The organism is Variovorax sp. NFACC27, assembly GCF_048301545.1.
GTDB classification, from domain to species: domain Bacteria; phylum Pseudomonadota; class Gammaproteobacteria; order Burkholderiales; family Burkholderiaceae_C; genus Variovorax; species Variovorax gossypii.
Genome location: NZ_CP157613.1, coordinates 4,271,104 through 4,290,582, shown reverse-complemented (window position 1 = coordinate 4,290,582; position 19,479 = coordinate 4,271,104). Strand labels below are relative to the sequence as shown.

Annotated in this window: 20 protein-coding genes and 2 pseudogenes; 13 read left to right on the top strand and 9 right to left on the bottom strand. The window is 64.2% G+C overall.

Annotated elements, in window-relative coordinates; translation table 11 throughout:
- Positions 1-19 precede the first annotated feature (19 nt).
- The 4 genes from ABL840_RS20045 to ABL840_RS20030 all read left to right on the top strand — a co-directional run bounded on the left by ABL840_RS20045 (position 20) and on the right by ABL840_RS20030 (position 2,471).
- Entirely contained in the window at positions 20-787 is a 768-nt protein-coding gene (locus ABL840_RS20045; protein WP_093209319.1) for a cyclase family protein, read from the top strand.
- Between the two features lie 33 nt (positions 788-820).
- Positions 821-1,258, top strand: a complete 438-nt coding sequence (locus tag ABL840_RS20040) for a lipocalin-like domain-containing protein (protein ID WP_093209317.1) — start codon at positions 821-823, stop codon at positions 1,256-1,258.
- Positions 1,259-1,285: 27 nt separating this feature from the next.
- Positions 1,286-2,224, top strand: coding sequence for a 3-keto-5-aminohexanoate cleavage protein (locus ABL840_RS20035; protein ID WP_093209313.1), 939 nt, complete (start codon positions 1,286-1,288; stop codon positions 2,222-2,224).
- Positions 2,225-2,372: 148 nt separating this feature from the next.
- A complete protein-coding gene (locus ABL840_RS20030; RefSeq protein WP_126472319.1) occupies positions 2,373-2,471 on the top strand; it encodes a transposase domain-containing protein in 99 nt (32 codons plus the stop codon).
- On the opposite strand, the gene ABL840_RS20025 is transcribed toward ABL840_RS20030, so the two are convergent.
- On the bottom strand, positions 2,428-3,141 hold the full coding sequence (locus ABL840_RS20025) for an alpha/beta fold hydrolase (protein WP_176947681.1): 714 nt from the start codon (positions 3,139-3,141) through the stop codon (positions 2,428-2,430). The genes ABL840_RS20030 and ABL840_RS20025 overlap by 44 nt on opposite strands.
- Positions 3,142-3,200: 59 nt before the next feature.
- Complete coding sequence (locus ABL840_RS20020) at positions 3,201-3,356, bottom strand: hypothetical protein (RefSeq protein ID WP_418116371.1); 156 nt, start codon at positions 3,354-3,356, stop codon at positions 3,201-3,203.
- A gap of 424 nt (positions 3,357-3,780) precedes the next feature.
- On the opposite strand from ABL840_RS20020, the gene ABL840_RS20015 reads away from it, so the two are divergent.
- The 5 genes and pseudogenes from ABL840_RS20015 (at position 3,781) to ABL840_RS19995 (ending at position 7,339) form a co-directional block, all read left to right on the top strand.
- Positions 3,781-3,996, top strand: coding sequence for a hypothetical protein (locus tag ABL840_RS20015; protein WP_093209308.1), 216 nt, complete (start codon positions 3,781-3,783; stop codon positions 3,994-3,996).
- Positions 3,997-4,064: 68 nt separating this feature from the next.
- Positions 4,065-5,060 (top strand): Bug family tripartite tricarboxylate transporter substrate binding protein, encoded by a 996-nt coding sequence (locus tag ABL840_RS20010; protein WP_093209305.1) that lies wholly within the window; start codon positions 4,065-4,067, stop codon positions 5,058-5,060.
- Between the two features lie 134 nt (positions 5,061-5,194).
- Positions 5,195-6,079: a TauD/TfdA dioxygenase family protein gene (locus ABL840_RS20005; protein WP_176947680.1), complete on the top strand. Its 885-nt coding sequence runs from the start codon at positions 5,195-5,197 to the stop codon at positions 6,077-6,079.
- Between the two features lie 213 nt (positions 6,080-6,292).
- Positions 6,293-6,463, top strand: a pseudogene (locus ABL840_RS20000) (IS3 family transposase); the annotation flags it as partial.
- Positions 6,464-6,649: 186 nt separating this feature from the next.
- Positions 6,650-7,339, top strand: a complete 690-nt coding sequence (locus tag ABL840_RS19995) for an alpha/beta hydrolase family protein (protein WP_143043047.1) — start codon at positions 6,650-6,652, stop codon at positions 7,337-7,339.
- A gap of 122 nt (positions 7,340-7,461) precedes the next feature.
- Here ABL840_RS19995 and ABL840_RS19990 read toward each other — a convergent pair whose 3' ends face one another.
- Complete coding sequence (locus ABL840_RS19990; protein WP_093307883.1) at positions 7,462-7,800, bottom strand: transposase; 339 nt, start codon at positions 7,798-7,800, stop codon at positions 7,462-7,464.
- 75 nt (positions 7,801-7,875) lie between these two features.
- On the opposite strand from ABL840_RS19990, the pseudogene ABL840_RS19985 reads away from it, so the two are divergent.
- Positions 7,876-8,115: pseudogene (locus tag ABL840_RS19985) on the top strand (IS3 family transposase); the annotation flags it as partial.
- Positions 8,116-8,146: 31 nt separating this feature from the next.
- On the opposite strand, the gene ABL840_RS19980 reads toward ABL840_RS19985, so the two are convergent.
- From ABL840_RS19980 to ABL840_RS19960, 5 genes are all read right to left on the bottom strand, one after another.
- Positions 8,147-9,460, bottom strand: a complete 1,314-nt coding sequence (locus tag ABL840_RS19980; protein ID WP_093209297.1) for a CitMHS family transporter — start codon at positions 9,458-9,460, stop codon at positions 8,147-8,149.
- A gap of 171 nt (positions 9,461-9,631) precedes the next feature.
- The gene (gene acnA, locus ABL840_RS19975) at positions 9,632-12,409 is read right to left on the bottom strand and encodes an aconitate hydratase AcnA (RefSeq protein ID WP_093307882.1); all 2,778 of its coding nucleotides are present in this window, start codon (positions 12,407-12,409) and stop codon (positions 9,632-9,634) included.
- Positions 12,410-12,456: 47 nt separating this feature from the next.
- On the bottom strand, positions 12,457-13,419 hold the full coding sequence (locus ABL840_RS19970) for a tripartite tricarboxylate transporter substrate binding protein (RefSeq protein ID WP_093307880.1): 963 nt from the start codon (positions 13,417-13,419) through the stop codon (positions 12,457-12,459).
- Between the two features lie 232 nt (positions 13,420-13,651).
- Positions 13,652-14,572: a GntR family transcriptional regulator gene (locus tag ABL840_RS19965; protein ID WP_240652204.1), complete on the bottom strand. Its 921-nt coding sequence runs from the start codon at positions 14,570-14,572 to the stop codon at positions 13,652-13,654.
- A 33-nt stretch (positions 14,573-14,605) separates the two neighbouring features.
- Positions 14,606-15,592, bottom strand: coding sequence for a Bug family tripartite tricarboxylate transporter substrate binding protein (locus tag ABL840_RS19960; RefSeq protein ID WP_093307879.1), 987 nt, complete (start codon positions 15,590-15,592; stop codon positions 14,606-14,608).
- 95 nt (positions 15,593-15,687) lie between these two features.
- On the opposite strand from ABL840_RS19960, the gene ABL840_RS19955 reads away from it, so the two are divergent.
- The 3 genes from ABL840_RS19955 (at position 15,688) to ABL840_RS19945 (ending at position 18,786) form a co-directional block, all read left to right on the top strand.
- Complete coding sequence (locus tag ABL840_RS19955) at positions 15,688-16,782, top strand: lactonase family protein (RefSeq protein ID WP_093307877.1); 1,095 nt, start codon at positions 15,688-15,690, stop codon at positions 16,780-16,782.
- Positions 16,779-17,969 (top strand): 2-methylaconitate cis-trans isomerase PrpF, encoded by a 1,191-nt coding sequence (gene prpF / locus ABL840_RS19950; protein ID WP_093307876.1) that lies wholly within the window; start codon positions 16,779-16,781, stop codon positions 17,967-17,969. Before ABL840_RS19955 ends, prpF begins: the two co-directional genes overlap by 4 nt.
- 79 nt (positions 17,970-18,048) lie before the next feature.
- Positions 18,049-18,786 carry an ABC transporter substrate-binding protein gene (locus ABL840_RS19945; RefSeq protein WP_093209280.1) on the top strand — a complete coding sequence of 246 codons (738 nt, stop codon included), beginning with the start codon at positions 18,049-18,051 and terminating at the stop codon, positions 18,784-18,786.
- Between the two features lie 292 nt (positions 18,787-19,078).
- Here the strand turns inward: ABL840_RS19945 and ABL840_RS19940 are convergent, their stop codons facing one another.
- Entirely contained in the window at positions 19,079-19,246 is a 168-nt protein-coding gene (locus ABL840_RS19940; protein WP_338067643.1) for a hypothetical protein, read from the bottom strand.
- Between the last annotated feature and the right edge of the window lie 233 nt (positions 19,247-19,479).

The window sequence follows — 19,479 nt, the reverse complement described above, 5'->3', positions numbered from 1 at the left end:
ACTTCACAGCACGACCGCAATGCAGCTCATCGACCTGTCCGTCGCCATCCAGAATGGCCTGTCCGTGGACCGTCCGGGCAACGGCCCGCAGATCCGGTACCAGAACCACCAGGAAACCTTTGCCGCGCTGGCCAAGCCGTTCGCCGGCCTGCGCCCGCAGGACTTGCCCGACGGTGAAGCGTGGGCCGTCGAGCGCATCGACTTGTCGACGCACAACGGCACCCACATGGATGCGCCATGGCACTACGCCTCGACGATGAACGGTGGCGAGCGGGCCGCGACCATCGACGAAGTGGCGCTGGAGTGGTGCTATCGGCCGGGGGTCCGGCTCGACTTCCGGCACCTGCCGGACGGTCACGTGGTGCGTGCCGACGAGATCGAGGCGGAGCTCGCGCGCATCGGCCACGTGCTGCAGCCCCTGGACATCGTGCTCGTCAACACGGCGGCGGGCGCACGCTACGGGCAGGACGACTACCTGGACACCGGCTGCGGCATGGGCCGCGAGGCCACGCTGTTCCTCACCGAGCGCGGCGTACGGGTCGTCGGAACCGACGCCTGGTCCTGGGACGCCCCTTTCAGTCACACCGCGCGGCGCTACCGCGAAACCGGGGATGCGTCCCTCATCTGGGAGGGCCACAAGGCGGGCCGGGAGATCGGCTACTTCCAGATGGAGAAGGTGACCAACCTGCACCTGCTGCCCCCCACGGGTTTCCAGGTGATCTGCTTCCCCGTGAAGATCCACGCCGCTTCCGCGGGGTGGGTCCGGGCCGTGGCCGTGCTGCCCTGAACACTTTCCCACAACCCTGGAGTTTTCTTTTCCATGAACGCGGATGCTCTGATCGGAACCTGGTTCCTGCGCGAGGCCTATGCCGTCGGTCCTCGCGGCGAACGCCTGCATGACGTCTACGGCGCGCGGCCAGCTGGCGTCATTCACTACGGCGGCGACGCGCGGATGATGGCGCTCATCACCCATGAGGGGCGCGCACAGCTCGACGGCGACCGGCAGGCGGCGCCGCAATCGCAGCGCGCGGAAGCCTACAGGTCCTCCATCGCGTACGCAGGGGGGTTCGACGTGGAGGGCGGCTGGGTCCGGCACGCGGTGGACATGTCCACCTATCCGAACTGGGTCGGGACCGTGCTGCGTCGCGCCCTGAGCTTCGAGCAGGACGCCGCCGTCCTGACGACCGCGCCGCAGATGCAGGACGGCATCGAGACCGTCATCAAGCTGGTCTGGCAGCGCCAGCCGGTCGAACACTGAACCTCATCGCAAAGACAGCCCAGCACCATGTCCAAACCGTCGCGCAAGACCATCATCACCTGTGCCATCACCGGCGCCATCCACACGCCGACCATGTCCGACGCATTGCCGTACCGCCCCGAGGACATCGCACGCCAGGCGATCGACGCGGCCGAGGCCGGCGCAGCGGTGCTGCACCTGCACGCACGCCATCCGCTCAACGGGGCCGTCTCGATCGACCCGGAGCACTTCCTCGGATTCCTGCCGACGATCAAGGCGTCGACCAACGCGGTGATCAACCTGTCGACCGGCGGCAGCCTGCGCAACACCGTGGCGCAGCGCATCGCGCCGGCGAAGCGCTTCTCGCCCGAGATGTGCTCGCTGAACATGGGCAGCATGAATTTCTCGATGCATCCGCTGGCACGGCGCTACAAGGACTGGAAGTTCGACTGGGAAGAACCGTACCTGCGCGAATCGGACAGCTACATCTTCAGCAACACCTTTCGCGACATCGGCATGGTGGCCGAGGAGCTGGGACATGATCACCGCGTCAAGTTCGAACACGAGTGCTACGACGTCGGGCACCTGTACAACCTCAAGTTCTGCGTGGACTCGGGGATGTTCAAGGCGCCGATCTTCATCCAGTTCGTGCTCGGCATCCTGGGCGGCATCGGCGCGGACCTCGAGAACCTGGTCTTCATGAAGCGCACGGCCGACAAGCTCTTCGGGGATGCGTACCAGTGGTCGGTGCTCGGTGCGGGGGGTGGCCAGATTCCCCTGGCCACGGCCGCCGCGACGATGGGTGGGCACGTGCGCGTCGGACTCGAGGACTCGCTGTTGATTTCGCGCGGGCAGCTCGCCGAATCGAACGCGCAGCAGGTACGCAAGGTCCGCCAGCTGTTGGAGAGCCTCGGGCACGAGATCGCAACGCCGGACGAGGCGCGTGCGCTGCTGGGGCTGAAGGGACCCGAGCACGTCGCTTTCTGAATCGCCACGGACTTTTTTGAGAACGACGTCTTCATCGTGCGAGCTTCACGATCGACTGTCAGGCGATGCTCGCAGGCTTCGGTGCTGAGCAACTGATCGCCAAAGGAGGGGACTGGCGCCATGGTCCGCGACAAGACCGTCGTGATCGATCCGCTCGGCAAGACCCGATGGTCACGATCCTTACGCCTATCTGAAGGACGTGCTCACGCGCCTGACATGGCTGGCTGTGGCTCGACAGTGCGCATGAACTCCCGAATGGCTTGGGCCGCCGCTACAGGTGCTGCTTGCAGTAGGCAATGCGGCCCCTCGATCTCTCTGACCTGCGTTGAGGGTTGAAGGTGCTTGATGAGGTTGCCTGCTTGCTTCGGTATCAGTCGATCTTCGCTGGCGCGCAGATAGAGGATCGGGGCTGTCACTCTTGCCAGGTCTGCCGAGACATCTATGGAAAGGACGGCCTTGAGCCGAGCGCGGAACGCGGCTCCTGAGACCATGGCGAGTGCTGCGCCCAATGCGCGTCGGAGGTCCGGCGTCGCGCGCCGCCCCAGCAGAGCCGCACAGGCGAAGGTTAAGGGCAACTGCTTGATCGGTGCCAACGCTGCCACGAAGCCAAACAGCGCCAGAAAGGGGTGCGGGTTTCGCACGAATGTGCAGCAAAGCACAACACCTTTGATTCGGTTCGGATGCTTCGCGGCGAGCGAGATGGCGATGGGTCCGGAAAATGACTCGCCTAGCAAGATGATCGACTCATCCGCCGGGAGAGCCGCTTCAGCGACGTTCTGAAGGGCGCCATATCCGTTTGGCGCCGCGGGCGGGTAGGCCACCACTTTGAATGACGCGGCACCAGACAACGCATTGACTAGCGGATCGAACAGAGTGCCTGTGCCATCCATGCCCGGGAGAAGAACCAACGTGGTCATAGTCGGACAGTATCGACGGTCATGTAGGTATCAACCGGCAGACGCCTCTCCATTGGCAGTCAGGGGCCCAGCGCGAAGCCCACACGTGGGACAGCAGGTCGTCGATGTCGCTGGATCGCTGCGTTGGCAACCGCTGCACAGTCGCCGCCGGGCCAGGTGAAGCGGCCTTGGTGCAGCCGGCGTGCGGCGAGCCAGATGCCGATGCCGTCGTGCACCAGCACCTTCAGACGAGTCGACCGCTTGTTGGCGAAGACGGGCGCGCGCAAAGGCCGCCAGCGCGCGACCGTAGTCCTGAATGCGGCGTGGCACCGCTTCGGCGGCCTCGATCGTACCCATACGATTCTCGTATGTCCGCCCCAGTCAAACGGTATTGGACGAGGTCCTCACGCCAGTTCGATGATTGTTCCATGACAAGCCATTCGGGTGCGGGTGCGACTCGCCTCCATGAACTTTCCGTGGTTGAGCCTCGCTCGCTGATCGCGGCACGCGAGCATGTTCAAGACCACCGCGTGCCTATGGTTGCGGTGGCCTGCAAGGGCTGTGCGCCACTGGCCTCCGATGTCATGGCCGGCCACATCCCGCTGGGCACGGACGTTCCCGGGCCGCGAACTCAAGCTGCGCCGCGGTGGACGGATCCGCATGCTTGGCGTCATTGGCATGCCCCGCGAGCTGCTCAAGAAGCCAGGGACGGCTTTGCTGGTCGCCACGCAGGGCCAGAGCGTGCAGGCGAGGTGGGATCAGATCGGACTCGAGCCCGCGGCCGTGCCTGGCGCAACGATGACCCGCATGATGGGAGAGGAACGCAGCTACGCGGCCCCCATCGTCAAGGCCACCGGCTTCACGGTCTCGAAATGAGCGCAGACGCACGCGATCCGTGCACGTGATTCGGGCGCAATCGCTTTGAGCAACGAAGGAGACAACGGATGAAATTTCGATTCCTGTCCTTGTGGACTGCTGTGTCGATGGGCCTGCTCTCTGTCGGCATGTCCGGCCGGGCGGAGGCGCAGACTCAGGCGAGCGACGCTTCTCAGCGTTCGGCGCGGATCGTTGTCGGCTATCCACCGGGTCAATCCGTCGATACGGTGGGGCGATACCTGGCATCCGCCCTGAGCAGGAGGCTGGAGCGCAATTTCTTTGTCGAGAATATTCCGGGTCAGAGCGGAAGCATCGCGCTGGGCAACGTTGCCAGGTCGACCGGCGACCTGAACACCCTGACTTTCTCCGCATCTTCGGCGCTGGTGATCAATCCGATCCTCTTCAAGGCCGTGAGATACAACACACTGAAGAACTTCGAGCCGGTCGCGACGCTCTACGATACCCCGCTGCTGCTGCTCGTCAATTCCAAGCTGCCGATCGATTCGGTTGAGTCGCTGGTCAGCTATGCGAACAGTCATCCAGGGGAGATCAGTTTTTCGTCACCGGGCGTCGGAAGCGTTTCGCATCTCGCCATGACGGAGTTCATTCGGCGTACCAAGCTGAAGTTCGTGCACGTCCCCTATCAGGGGGCTGCGCCATCCCTGACGGCCCTTGCCGCAGGCCAGGTTCAGGTGACCTTCGAAGGAGTGGCTGCCGCGACACCGCTCTTGCAAGGCGGCCGCATCAAGGCCTTGGCCATCAGCAGCGCGAAGCGGCTGCCCAAGTTCGAGTCGATTCCCACGATCGCCGAATCCGGTCTTCCGGGATTCGATGTCGTGCCATGGGTCGGCCTGCTGGCGCCCAGCGGTGTCGCGCCGGACAAGATCGCAGAGATCTGGAACGCAGTGCAGGCCGTCCTGCAAACCGACGAGTACACGGCCTTGATCGAGCAGGTTGGAGGCAGACAAGCGGTTCGATCACCCTCGGAGTTCCGCAACTTCCTCGAGACGGAGGTTCCGCGCTGGCAGGAGTTCATCAAGGTTTCGGGAGTAACTGCGGAATAAGAGAAGACTGCGCGAACCGAGCCCAAGATTCCGCTCGTTGAACTGCATCAATAGATTGAAAGGAGACACAAATGTCATTGAACATTGCAGATGAGATGGCTTCACGGTGGACAGCTGTCGAATCGAGTTTGGCCATGAAGCACGCTCTCGAAGGATTGCCTTCGGGATGGAAGACCCGTCGATTGGCCCCGTCGCTCGGGTTGGAGTTGCAGGATCTGTTTGTGCCGGATCTCGATGACGACGGCATTGCCAGGATTCGCGCACTGCTGCTGGCCTTCCGGGTGCTGGTCATCCGGCGTCAGCCTGTTTCCGCCGCGCAGCATGTGGCGTTCGCCCGAAAGTTCGGTGATCTTGAGACGCAGAATCCGCTGCTGGCCGCCAACGCGGAATTCCCCGAGCTTGTTCAACTCAAGGCTTCCAAGGAAAAAAAGGGCGCCGAGAACCTTTTTCACTCGGACACCGCGTTCTACGAGAAACCCTCGATGGGTTCTATTCTTCGTTGCATCAAGTGCCCGGAAGTTGGAGGAGACACCATCTTCTGCAACATGGTCCAGGCATACGCCGGGTTGCCGGAGGAGGTCAAGCGCAAGATCGACAGCATGGTGGCAGTCAACGACATCAATGTCGCATTGTTCAAAAAGATGGATCCGAACGAACGAGCCGCATATCGGGATCGACATCGTTCCGTGGAACATCCGGTGGTCATCACCCATCCTGAAACCGGGGAGTTGATCCTGTACGTGAACGAAATCCACACCACGCACATCGCCAACTACCGGGCAGTTCTGGGCTCGGATTGGGGCATGGATACACCGACCCAGATTCGCGAGCTGTTCGACCTGCTCGTGCGTCAGGCCAAGATCCCGGAATACCAGGTGCGTGTGCACTGGGAGCCGGACACCATCGTCTTCTGGGACAACCGGGCAGTCCAGCACTACGCGGTGTCCGACTACTACCCCTCGGAGCGCCACATGATGCGCGCAACCATCATTGGCGATGTTCCGAAGCGGGTTCGATAGCCCTCAGAAAATTCGCCGAGATCGAAGGGAGGATCGAACCCTTGCGAGGTGTGCCGCGCATGTTGACTCGCGCTGAAAACTGGGCCACGGGGGGCGGACAAAAACTTGGGCTGCCAGGAGGTCGTTCATGTATTCCCACGCGGGCCGTGAACCGAAGTATTCGCAGGCGCAGAAGGTGGCGGCTGTCGAGTATCACCTTTGCCCACGCTCGATGAGCGGGACCTCTTGAACAAGGCCAATGAACTGTTGAAAAAGGCCTGGGCGTCGATCTGCAGCTCCTGACCAACCCGGAGACACTGCTGATTGGCGCCCTGAGAGAGCGCGACGGCCTGCCAGATCTCCTCGCGCGGTTGGGGATTGGGTCTTGCACGTAGCTCCTTCTTCGTACGCGAACAGTCATTCCACCTTGACCAATTGACAGCGATGCCAACGACAGGCTAGCTCTCGCTGCCTGTCCAGACCGGCGTTCGTTGGCCCGGCAGAATGCGGGTCGAGACGGGGCAAGAACTTGATGACGATGCATCGTGCAAGACCCTGTCGATTCCACATATGACAAGGAGCTGACTTTTGATGCTGACGCAGACGCTGCAAGACGGCGGTGATTCATTCAAGGTGTCGGTGCAGGAAGCAGCCACTGGTGCTCCTGTGGTTCTTTTCGCAGTGGGCACGGGCGGCCAGCCAGAACGTCACGCTACTCTCCTCAACGCATTGGCCGAGTCTGGCTGCATGATCGTGGCGCCGCATTTCGAGCGGCTTGCTTCGACTACCCCAAGCGAGGACGAACTGACTCTCCGCGCAAGACGTCTCTCCCTCGCACTCGACGCATTCATTGAGCCCTCGGCGAAGGTGATAGGTGTGGGGCATTCGATTGGTGCGGCCACCCTCGTCGCCATGGCGGGAGCTCAAATGTGGTTAGGACCAGGTCGACGCATTTTGATTGCATCGGACGGTCGATTGACTCGTCTAGCTCTCTTGGCTCCCCCAACTGGATTCTTCCGCGCGCCCGCAGCACTTGATGCGGTGCGAGTTCCAGTCCTGACGTGGGTAGGTTCGGCGGATAGCATCACTCCTCCGATCCAAACCGAATGGATGGCGAGTGCGATGTCCGACTCGGTTTCCGTGGACGTCCGCGTCACAGAAGGGGCAGGCCACTTTTCATTCATGGACACTCCCCCTCCACATACAACGGAGCCACTGCCCGACAAAAATGCGTTTCTCCAAGAGTATTCGCGCGAAATTTGCAAGTTCGTGATTGGCTAAAAGCAGCCGCTCGGCACCGGAGCGCATGTCCGCTGGCTTCGTGCATAGCCACAGCGCGTCGATGCGGATCAACGCAGCACCTCGCGAAGCCATGCTGCGCAATCTGCAGCCGCCGAGACGGGTCACATCACGCTCACGCCGATCGCGCCGCGCTTGAACTCAAGACGGATCTCCTCGGCAGCGACGGCAGCAACCGCAACGATCGCTGGCGCCGAGGGCGGTGGTAGCGGGGGCAACGACAGCGCGATGAACTGCGGTGCTGACTCGGCAACCGTCGTCGACATCGCCGATGGAACTGGACTCGCCCCGCGTCCGCGACGCCATTGATGCACAAGGTTGTCGTTCAACTGGAATGACAGCGCAACCACCGCAACCGATGCTCCTGGCTCTGCGCAAGCGGCGAGAACTTGCGCCTTGAACTCTGCGCTGTGACGGCGCCATTGCTTCGAATTGACGTCCATTGATGATGTCCAGCTAACTTAGATGGACAGCATGGTCTCCGGCTTGGCCTCGGTTCTCAAGGTGGGGCGGCTGGCCGCTTACCCTTCTTCTACCATCGGGCGCGTCTGGCGGTGGGCGGTAAACACCTCTCGGTGCGCAAATCCATCACCGACATCCTTGAATCGAACCATCGCGGTTACGGCGACCGCAGGCTGCAAGCTTCGCTCACCAGGCAGGACGTGGTGATCTCCGAGAAGGTGGTGCAGCGGTTGATGAAGCAGGAGAGCCTGGTTGTTCCGAAGCCCAGGAAGCGCAGATATGCGTCATCCCTGGGGACTCGAACTCTCCATGGAACCGCAGCGCAGCCTAGAGAAGTGGCACGATGCCGAAGAGCCCGGCAGCGACGATCATGACGACGACCAGCAGCAATGCCCATCTGAGGGTGAACTTCTGGTGCGCACCGAATTCGACGCCTGCCACACCCATCAGCACATAGTTGGCGGCCACCAAGGGGCTGAGCTGATGCACCGGTTGTCCGAGCAGTGATGCGCGTGCAATGATTTCGGGCGCAATGCCGTAGCCCTTTGCCGCTTCCGCAAGGATCGGCACGACCCCGAAATAGAAAGCGTCATTGGAAAGGAAGAACGTCATCGGCGCGCTGAGCAACGCGGTGATCAGCGGCAGGTAGTGGCCGGCCGAAGCGGGAATCGCGTTGATGACGCTGTGCGCGATCGCATCGGTCATCTTGGTGCCGGAGAGGATCCCGGTGAACACGCCCGCCGCGAAGATCACGGCCACCACCGAAAGGGCGCTTGCCGAGTGCTCGGCAATGCGTTCCTTCTGGTCCTTGATCGCGGGGAAGTTGACCGAGATCGCGATGGCGAACGCACCCATGAAGAGCAAGGGCAACGGGAGCACGGCCATCGTCAGGCAGGCCATCAACACCAGGGTCAGTGCCAGATTGAAAGCCATCTTCGCTCGGCTTTGGTGAGGTGCTTGCGCGGCGTCAAGGTTCACTTCCCCGCCCAGGGCAGAGACTTCAGCGTGCACCGGCTTCCACTCGACCGTCTTCAGACGCCGGCGCTCCCTCACTCCGAGGTACCACGCCACGGCGATCGTGGCCGCGCTTGCCATGGCCATCGGCCCGATGAGTGGAACGAAGACCTGCGAGGCGTCGACGTGCAGTGCGCTCATGACGCGTGCGGTCGGACCACCCCACGGCGCGATGTTCATGATGCTGTTGCCCATCATCGTGACGCAGGGGAGGATCAGCGGGTTGATGCCCAGTCGCCGGTGCAGCGGCAGCATGGCGGTGACGCACAGCAGGTAGGTTGTGGAACCGTCGCCGTCCAGCGAAACGACCAGCGCGAGCAACGCCGAGCCGATGATGACGCGCACCGGATCACCCTTGGACATTCGCACGATGAGCCGGATCAACGGATCGAACAGGCCGACGTCGATCATCAGGCCGAAGTAGAGGATCGCGAAGAGCAGCAGCACGCCGGTGGGCGCAATGGCCTTGATGCCGTTGATCACCATGGGTCCGACATCCGCCCCGAATCCACCGATCAGGGCGAAGATGATCGGTACGACGATCAGTGCAATGAGCGCGGTGAGGCGCCCCGTCATGAGCAGCGCCATGAAGACGATGATCATGGAATACGCGAGGATGGTCAGCATGTGTGGTCTCGATATGAGGAAGGCCCGGACGGATCGTGGCGCGCCAGGCGGGACGCGTTTGTCTGCTTGACGGGCGCTCGATGGGCAGCAGTCGCCCCCGCGGCGGCTGCCTGGCCGCCGCGACGAGGGCGAACGAAGGAATGAATGGCTCGGGAGACCGGCTCCCGCCGGCTAGCTCAGGGACACGCCTTGTGCCGAGCTGGGAACGTCGCTGGCAGGCATCGCATCCGGCAGTTCATGCCGCGGCTCGGCGGCATCGCCCTGGATCGGCCGGGCCGAATGGGAGACCTGTTCCTCGGGCTTTGCGCGGACGTAGTCGCGCCAGACCAGGGGCAGGATGCCGCCGTGACGCCAGTACGCCACGTCTTCCTCGGTGTCGAGCCGAATGGTCAGCGGAACTGTCGTGGTCGTGCCGTTCGCGCGATGCACGAGAGCCTCTACGCGACCGCTCACGCCAAGGTTGCCTGCCAGCGCAGGGATATCGATCAGTTCGCTGCCATCGAGTCCCAGCGAATCCGCCGTGGTGCCTGGGTCGAACTGCAGCGGCAGGACGCCCATGCCCACGAGATTGGTTCGGTGAATGCGCTCGAAGCTCTCGGCGATGACGGCCTTCACACCCAGCAAGGCCACGCCCTTGGCGGCCCAGTCGCGCGAGGAGCCGCAACCATAGTTCTTGCCGGCGATGACGGCCAACGGAACATCGCGGCGCAGATACTCCTCGGCCGCTTCGAAGATGCGCATCTGGGTGCCCTCGGGCATCAGCTTCGTCATGCCGCCTTCGACTCCCGGCACGATCTGGTTGCGCAGCCGGATGTTCGCGAAGGTGGCCCGGACCGCCACGTCGTGATTGCCGCGTCGCGTGGTGTAGTTGTTGAAGTCGCGCTTCTCGACGCCCTTGGCCAGCAGGAAATCCGCGGCGGGGGTCCCCAGGCTGATGGCCCCCGAGGGCGAGATGTGATCGGTGGTGACGGAGTCGCCGAGGATGACCAGAGGTCGCATCCCCTCGATGTCCTGAACGGCAGCAGGCTCGAGCGACAGGTTGTCGAAGTAGGGCGGGCGGCGCACGTAGGTGCTGGCGTCTTGCCAGGCAAAGCGCTCGCTGCGCTCGCCGCTCAGGGCATCCCAGGCTTCGCCGCCATCGAACAGGTCGGCGTACTTCTCGCGGAAGAGCCCGGGTTCGTAGGCTCCTTCGACCGCATGGGCGATCTCGGCCGCCGTCGGCCATACGTCGCGCATGTAGACCGGCTGTCCGTTGGAGCCTGTGCCGATGGGCTCTTTCGTCACGTCGACAGTCAGCGAGCCCGTCAAGGCGTAGATGACCACGAGGGCCGGCGAGCCAAGGTAGGCCGCGCGCACATTGGGGTGAATGCGACCTTCGAAGTTGCGGTTGCCGGAGAGAACGGCGGTACCCACCAGCTTTTCCCGCTCGATGGCTTCGACCAGTGCGTCGGGCAGCGGACCCGACCCCCCGTTGCATGTGGTGCAGCCGAATCCGGCCACGTTGAAGCCGAGCGTGTCGAGCGCGTCCTGCAGCCCGGCTTTCTCGAGCACCGCCGCAGTGACGTGGCTGCCAGGCACCAGAGAGGTCTTGACCCACGGTTGCGTCTTCAACCCCAGCGCGACGGCTTTCCTCGCAACCAGGCCAGCGGCCATCATGTTCACGGGGTTGGCGGTGTTGGTGCAACTCGTGATGGCTGCGATCAGCACGGCGCCATCGCGCAGGGAGAAACTCTCGCCATCGACCGGTACGGCGCGGTTTGCATCGAGCGGCCGGCCCGCGATCTCCTGATGGTGTTGAAGAATCGCGCTGGGCACGGTGTCGAGGTCGAGCCGGTCTTCCGGATTGCGAGGGCCCGCCAGGCAAGGGCGGATGTCGTCGAGATCCAGTGTCACGACCGCGTCGAACGTCGGAGATGGGGTCGCCTCGCTGCGCCAGAGCTTCTGCGCCTTGGCGAACGCCTCGACCAGTTCGAGCTGGTCCTTCTCACGGCCCGTCATCCGCAGGTAGTCCATGGTGCGTTCGTCGATCGGGAAGTACACGGCGGTCGCGCCGTATTCCGGTGCCATGTTCGCGATCATCCCGCGGTCGCCGAGCGAGAGTGCATCGAGGCCGGTACCGAAGAACTCGACGAACTTGCCCACCACACCCATGCTGCGCATGCGTTGCGTGATGGCCAGGACCAGGTCGGTCGGCAGCACCCCTTCGCGCAGCCGGCCCCTGACCTCCATGCCGACCACCTCCGGCAGCGCCAGTGCGACCGGCTTGCCGACCATCACGGCCTCGGCTTCGATGCCGCCCACACCCCAGCCGAGAACGCCGAGGCCGTTGATCATGGGCGTGTGGCTGTCGGTTCCCACGCAGGTGTCCGGGATCGCGAGCTCGCCCTCGGCGGTCTGCTCGGTCCACACCACCTTGCCGATGTGCTCGAGGTGGATCTGATGCATGATGCCCTTGCCTGGCGGCACGATGCGCACACCTTCGAAGCTGCTGGCGCACCAGCGCAGGAACGCAAAGCGTTCGCCGTTGCGCTCGTACTCTTTCTCGAGATTGATGCGCCGCGCATCCGGCGTGGCCCAGCTGTCGACCTGCAGAGAGTGGTCGATGATCACGTCCACCGGCACCTTCGGACTGACCCGGGAGGGATCGCCGCCGGCGTCGGCCACGGCGTCTCGGATGCCGGCCATGTCCACCAGCATCACCTGGCCGAGGATGTCCTGCCCGAAGACCCGCACCGGGTAGAAGCTCAGGCCGCTGCCGAGGCGCCGCGCAAGCAGGGCATCGATCTCCGCCTGGGTGTCGGTGCCGCGGCTGGCCTGGCGCAGCAGGTTCTCCAGCAGGATGCGCAGCGAAAAAGGCAGTTCGTCGACGCCGGGAACATCGGCGATCGATACGTAGCGCACAGAACGGTTCGCCAGGGCGAGTTGCTTGATTTCGGGTTTCAGTTTCATTCGTATTCCTTCGTGGGTGCCCTGGCGGGGCAGGGGAGCAAAGAGGGTCAGATCAGACCGACATGGGTCATGACGGTGCGCAGGCGCGTGTGCTCGTCGTCGACGAACTTCGAGAACTCGTCACCGGTGATCACGCTGGGCGACCAGGCATTGGCTTTCACGGCGTCCTGCCATCCCTTGGTCCGGGTCGCTGCAAGGACGGCGTCCGTGAGTTCCTTGCGCTGGGCGGGGGTGAGGTTGGCCGCGCCGTAGACACCACGCCAGTTGCCGATCTGCATGTCGTAGCCGGCTTCCTTCAGCGTGGGGGCGTCCACGCCCGGCATGCGGGTGGGGGCGCCGACGGCAAGGACGCGGAACTGGCCCGCCTCGATGTACTTCGACAGCTCCGCGTAGCCGCCCGTGATGGCTGTGATGTGGCCGCCCAGCGTTGCGGAGACGACCTCGCCCCCACCGCCGAACGGGATGTAGTTGACCTTCGATACAGGGATGCCGGCCGCGCCGGCGAGCTCGGCCGTGCCGATGTGATCGACCGAACCCTTCGAGCCGCCACCCCACTTCACGCTGGAAGGGTTCTTCTTGAAGTCGGCCATCAGGTCGTTGAAGCTCCGGTAGGGCGAGTCCTTGCGCACGGCGATCACGTTGTATTCCGTGAAGAGCCGTGCGATCGGCGTGGCGTTGGCCAGCGAGATCTGCGGCTTGTTCTGCACGACCCCGGTCACCATGATCGCGCCCATCACGCACAGGGCGTTGACGTCCCGCTTGGAGCTGTTGACGAACTGGGCAAGGCCCAGGGTTCCGCCCGCGCCATTCTTGTTGTCGTACATCGCGCTCTTGGCCACACCGGCCTCCTGCATGGCCTTGCCGAGGGTGCGGGCGGTCTGGTCGTAGCCGCCGCCTGGCGAGCCTGGCGCCATGAAGCGCACCGTCTCCAGTGCGAGCGCGGGCAAGGCCGCGACGAGTGCGCCGGCGAGCGTGCCGATGCGAAGCAGTTTGCGGATCGAAAGCTGCATGGATGTCTCCTTCTCGTGGGGTGAGTGGGGCCGCGATGCGTGCAATCCGATGCTGCACATTTCGCTGTATTGTATTTTCTAATCACTTTCATCAATACAAGGCGCGGGTAAACCCTGCGCGGTGCTGTAACTTTTCTTGCTTGTCTGTCGCCGCCAGGGGCGCAGCGGCGCTCAGCCGCCCGGGGGAGAGGCAGGCTGGAGGGCTTCCAGGATCAGGTCTGGACCGGGGGTGCTAGGAGGACGATGGGGAAAACACGCCGGTGCCGCGCAGCTTGCCGCGGCGCGCGCCGTCGAGGTGAGACCTCATGAGGCTGGCGGCCAGCACGAAGTCCTGCTTCTCGATGGCATCCAGGATCTCCAGGTGCTCGGAGGCCTGCGTGTGGCGCGCCCCGCGGCGCGAGGCCTGGCGGTACTCCACGAGACGGCGCAACTGGTTGATGCGCCGCACCGACTGGAGCACGAAGCGGTTGTTGCTCCACTCGGCCAGGGTTTCGTGGAAATGGCTGTTGGCCTCGAACAGCTCGATGGGCGTCATCGTCTGGTAGCCGCCGTCGACGATCCGCTGCTGCTCATTGCGCAGCTGCTTGAGCTCGTGGGCGACGGGCATGAACGAGGGCCCGATCAGCCCGCCCGGTTCGATGAACTGCCGGAAAAGATAGCTCTCCTCGTAGGCGTCGGGGGAGTCGATCATCGCGAGGAAGCGCCAGCCGTGGCCCATGCTCTGCTCGATCCAACCCTCTTCGGAGATGCGCGACAAGACCTTGCGCAGCGTGCTGCGGGCCACGCCGTACCGGCGCATCAACTCGGCCTCCGTCACCTCGTCCGGCAGCTCCTTGGACTGCCGGTCCTCGGCGATGCGCAGGTAGAGCGGGTCGTCGCTCGACAGCAGGCTCGCCACGGGCCCGTCCCAATGCTTGGCGTCGACACGCAGGAAATAGCCGCGGTTGGCGTCCTGCTGCAGCACCCCCAGGTGCGCCAGATGGCGCAGCGCCGATTGCACGGGGGAGCGAGACGTCCCGATGTGCTGCGCGATGTGCACCTCGGTCAGGTGGTCGCCGGTGACGCGGTTGTCGCGCCGCACGAGCGCGACGATCTCGCGCGCGACGCGCTGCTGCAGCGAGGTCAGTTCGGGGGCGGTCGCAGTGTCGTTCACCGATGGCATCCGCGTAGTCTAGGCCAGCAAGGATCAGTCGATCTTCATGCCGAACTGCTTGATCATCTTCGACCATCGCGCCCCTTCCCGGCTGATGAGGTCGCCGAATTCCTTGGGGCCCGCGCCCACCGGTTCGGTCATGCCCGCGGACAGCCGATCCGTGACGTCCTTCTCCTTCAGGGCGGCGGCCGCTGCCGCATGGAGGGTCTGAACGATCGGATCGGGCGTTCCCCTTGGCACGGCAAGGCCCATCCAGGAAACGAACTCGTAGCCGCTGACGCCGCTTTCCGCGACAGTCGGCACGTCGGGCAATGCCTTGGCGCGCTGTTTTCCCGTGACCGCAAGCGCCTTGAGCTTGCCGCTGCGCACGTGCGGCAGCGCGGCCAATGGGAAGGCGACGGCAATGCTGATCTCCCCGCCGAGCAAGGCAATGATCGCCGGCCCCCCGCCCTTGTAGGGCACGTGCGTGATGTCGACCTTGGCCATGGACTTGAGCATCTCGCCGGCCAGGTGGTTGGCGCTTCCGTTGCCCGCGGTGCCGTAGGTATGCCTGCCCGGCTCCTTGCGCGCGAGCTCGAGGAATTCCTTCAGGTTGCCTGCCGGCACGGACGGGTGGGCCACGATGACCAGGTCGATGGACGTCAGCCAGGTCACCGGCGCGAGGCTCTCGACCTTGTACCCGGCATTCGGATAGAGCGACGGGTTCAGCGCCATGGTGCCCTGGTTCACGAATGTGAGCGTGTACCCGTCCGACGCGGCCTTGGCACCCAGCGCGGTGCCGATGTTTCCGCCTGCGCCTCCTCGGTTGTCGATGACCACCGGTTGCCCCAGAACGTCCTGCATCTTCTTCTGCAGGCTGCGGCAGACCACGTCCGCATCACCGCCCGCCGGCTGCGGAACGATCAGCGTGATGGGCTTGCCGGGGAACCTGTCCTGGGCGAAGGCCCATTTCCCGGCCACGGAAAGCGGCAGCGCCGCGGCGCTCGCCTGCAGGAGGCTCCTGCGTCGAATCGGATTCATCTCGTTGTCTCCTGGTGGGGTGGGACCCTGGCAATCGGTCTGATTGCAAAATGTCTAAAGTGATCATATAATTCAATCCAAAGAACGGTCAAGACATGGAGACGAATCCGTACCTCACTCGCGAAGCCTGCGCGCTGCGTGCCTACGTGGGCTGCCGCACCACGCAGGAGCGCGCAGCGCGCGGTCAAGGCATCGAGGTCTTCGAGGTGACTCCCGAGGGGCCATGGAAGCATCTGCAGACGGTGGTCGCAGGGGACAACCCGTCGTACCTTCTGGCGGACAAGCAGGGGCGCAACCTTTACTGCGTGCACGGCGATGGCACTGCCGTGAGCAGCTTCCAGGTGGGCCTCGACGGCGCGCTGTCGCTTCGGGGCACGCACTCCACGCAGGGACGCAACCCCGTGCATCTGGCTTTCAGTCCGCAAGGGCGCTGGCTGCTGGTATCGAACTACGCGAGCGCAACGGTGGTGTCGTTGCCGGTCCTGCCGGACGGCTCGCTGGGCGATGTCACGCACAGTCTCGCGTTGCCCGACCGACAGGGCCCTCACAGGACGCAGCAGAAAGGCGCGCATCCTCACCAGGTGGTCTTCGATCCCTCGGGCCGATGGCTCCTGGTTCCGGACAAGGGGGGCGATGCCATCCACACGCTCGCCCTCGACGAATCCACGGGTGCCCTGCGTCTTGCCGCGTCGCTGCGAGTCCCGCCCGGCAGCGGCCCGCGGCACCTGGTGTTCGATGCCGGGGGCTGCCGTGCCTGGATCGTCTTCGAACTCACGAGCCAGATCGTCTCGGCCGCCTTCGACGCGGAGAGCGGCCGCCTGACGCCGGTTCAGCGCATTCCCAGCATCCCGGAGAGTTTCGTGGGCGAGAACACGGGGGCGGGCATCGTCCTGGACGCCGCCGACGCCGCGATCTGGGTGTCGAACCGTGGCCACGGCAGCGTGGTGCGGCTGGCGATCGACGAGACGCGCCACACGCTGCATGCACCCGCGTGGTTCGACGCGCAAGGACGCGTGCCGCGCTTCATCTCGGCCATGCCCCAAGGCGCCGGCATCCTCGCCGGCATCCTGATCGCCAATGAGGACGCGGACACGATCGTCGGCATCGAGCCAGGCACTTCAACCCCTCACCGCACATTGGCGCGCGCAGGCAGTCCGGTCTGCATCGTTTTCATTCAAGGAACACCATGAGCACTTCTCCTCCCCAGATCGGCATCCGTGCCACCTACATGCGCGGCGGTACCAGCAAGGGCATCTTCTTCGCTTCGCGCGATCTTCCCGAAGCCGCGCAACGCCCGGGTGCGGCCCGCGATGCGTTGATGCTGCGCGTCGCCGGCAGTCCCGACCCGTACGAGAAACAGATCGACGGCATGGGCGGTGCCACCTCCAGCACCAGCAAGGTCGTGATCGTCGGCCCGAGCACGCAAGCCGGTTGCGATGTCGACTATCTCTTCGGCGCCGTTGCCATCGAGTCGCCGGTCGTCGACTGGAGCGGCAACTGCGGCAATCTCACCTCTGCGGTCGGGCCGTTCGCGGTCGCGAGCGGACTGGTTGACGCACCTGCCGACGGCGTGGCCGTCGTTCGCATCTGGCAGGCCAACATCCAGAAGAAGATCGTCGCGCATGTCCCGATGCGCGACGGTGCCGTTCAGGAGACGGGTGACTTCGAGCTCGATGGCGTCACCTTCCCGGCCGCAGAGATCAAGCTCGAATTCCTGAAGCCCGGCGCCGATGAAGATGGTGAGGGCGGCGCCATGTTCCCCACGGGGCGCATGCTGGACGCCGTCGACGTCCCCGGTGTCGGGGTCATCGAGGCGACGCTCATCAATGCAGGCAATCCGACGATCTTCGTGGACGCCTCGAGCCTGGGGCTGACGGGCGCGGAGCTGCAGCCGGCCGTGAACGGCAACGCGGCGCTTCTCGCGCGCTGCGAGGCGATCCGGGCCCATGCGACCGTGGCCATGGGGTTGGCGAAGACCGCGGCGGAGGCGACCGAGAAGCGCCCGCATACGCCAAAGCTCGCGTTCGTCGCGCCGCCTGCTGGCTATGTTGCATCCAGCGGCAAGGAGGTCACGGCCGCGGGCATTGACCTTTGCGCGCGGATCTTTTCGATGGGCAAACTGCACCATGCGATGACGGGGACCGGCGCTGTGGCGATCGCGGTGGCCGCTGCGATCCCCGGCACGCTCGTCGCGCGCGTCCTCGGCGAGAGGCAACGCAGGGAAGTCCGTTTCGGTCACCCCTCCGGCGCGCTGACCGTGGGGGCGGAGGCGGTGGAAGCCAATGGAACATGGACCGTCACCAAGGCGCTCATGAGCCGCAGCGCACGCCGGCTGATGGACGGGCAAGTGTTCGTGCCGGGCGATCGGTCGGCATGACCGGTCACGCGCCGAGGCGCACGGCATCGTGGCGAACGGTGACAAGTCGCGAACTTCTCCAATCCCTGGGGGCGAAGCCGTGAGCTATTCGAGACATGACGCAGAGGCGCTCGCACCCACCGGTGTGCTGCGCGCAACCATCAACCTGGGCAATCCCATCCTGGCTCGCCAGGATGCGGGCCAGCCCGCTCGGGGTGTCTCGGTGGACCTCGCGCAACTGCTCGCCAATCGGCTGGAGGTCGACCTGGAACTGATCGTGGTGGACGGCGCAGGTAAGGCGGTGTCCATCGTGGAGCGTCAGGAGGCGGACATCGGATTCTTTGCCGTCGACCCGTTGCGTGGACAGGGCATCCATTTCACGGCGCCCTACGTCTTGATCGAGGGCTGCTACCTCGTGCGAGAGGCCTCGACCATCCTGGATGGCGCGTCGGTTGACCAACCTGGCGTTCGTGTCGCTGTCGGCAAAGGCAGTGCATACGATCTGTTCCTGACCCGTGAACTCCAGCACGCGCAGATTGTTCGTGCCCCGACATCGCCGACGGTGGTCGACGTGTTTCTGGAGATGGATCTCGACGTGGCTGCAGGAGTGCGGCAGCAATTGGAATCCGACGCGAGGCGTGTACCGGGCCTGCGCCTGTTACCGGGGCGCTTCATGCTGATACAGCAAGCCATGGGCTTGCCCAAGGCGCGAGGCCAATTGGCTGCGTACCTGCTGGGCGAATTCATCGAGGAGGCCAAGGCTGCCGGGTTCGTGTCGCAAGCATTGAAACGCCATGGCATCGAGGGTGCGACGATCGCACCGGGTTGTTCGATCTAACCAGGCTTGAGACCAGGTCGAACATTGCCAATGGTCATGAAGAGGCGCTAGCTCTCGCTAGAGCCGCGAGCGTCCATCGAGGCATCCTGCCTGTCCAGGCGGGCCCTGCCCTTGCGTCGGAAGCCGTGTAGATCCGTAGCTTGAAGGTCGTTTTCACCCGAACCCGTGCGTGCCAGTTCGGTGACAGAGAGTACCCGCGAAACTCTCACCGCGGCAGACCGCTGACAGATGTCCTCCATGACGTTGAGCGCGCGGGTTGCCCACGACGCTCCTTCAATGATTGGCGAGACGCTCAGGCCAATTGGTTGTTCAGCACGAAGTGGCGGCCCTGCGCCAATGCGTAGCGCGCCGCATGCGTGGCGTTGTCGAAGCGCGGAATGAGCCGGAAGACCCGGTCATGCATGCCTCGACGGATGGAAACCGAGGCGGCGTATTGCCCGGTCTCGGTGAGTTTGGTCATTGGGGTGACGAGGTATCTGCCCACCTCGTGGGCCTGTGGAGTCTGCATGTGATGGAGCGGGCGGTTGCTTTGGGGCGCGCGCGCAAGTGTGCGTGCCAGCACTGGACTGGTCAGGCACGCGGAGTGAATCCGTGGAGGAAACGGGAACGGTCCGCAGGATGCCCTATTGAACGGACCGACGATGAAGCTCGCCGAGGAGAATGACGCTCTGCCGAGGGCGACGGGGATTGATC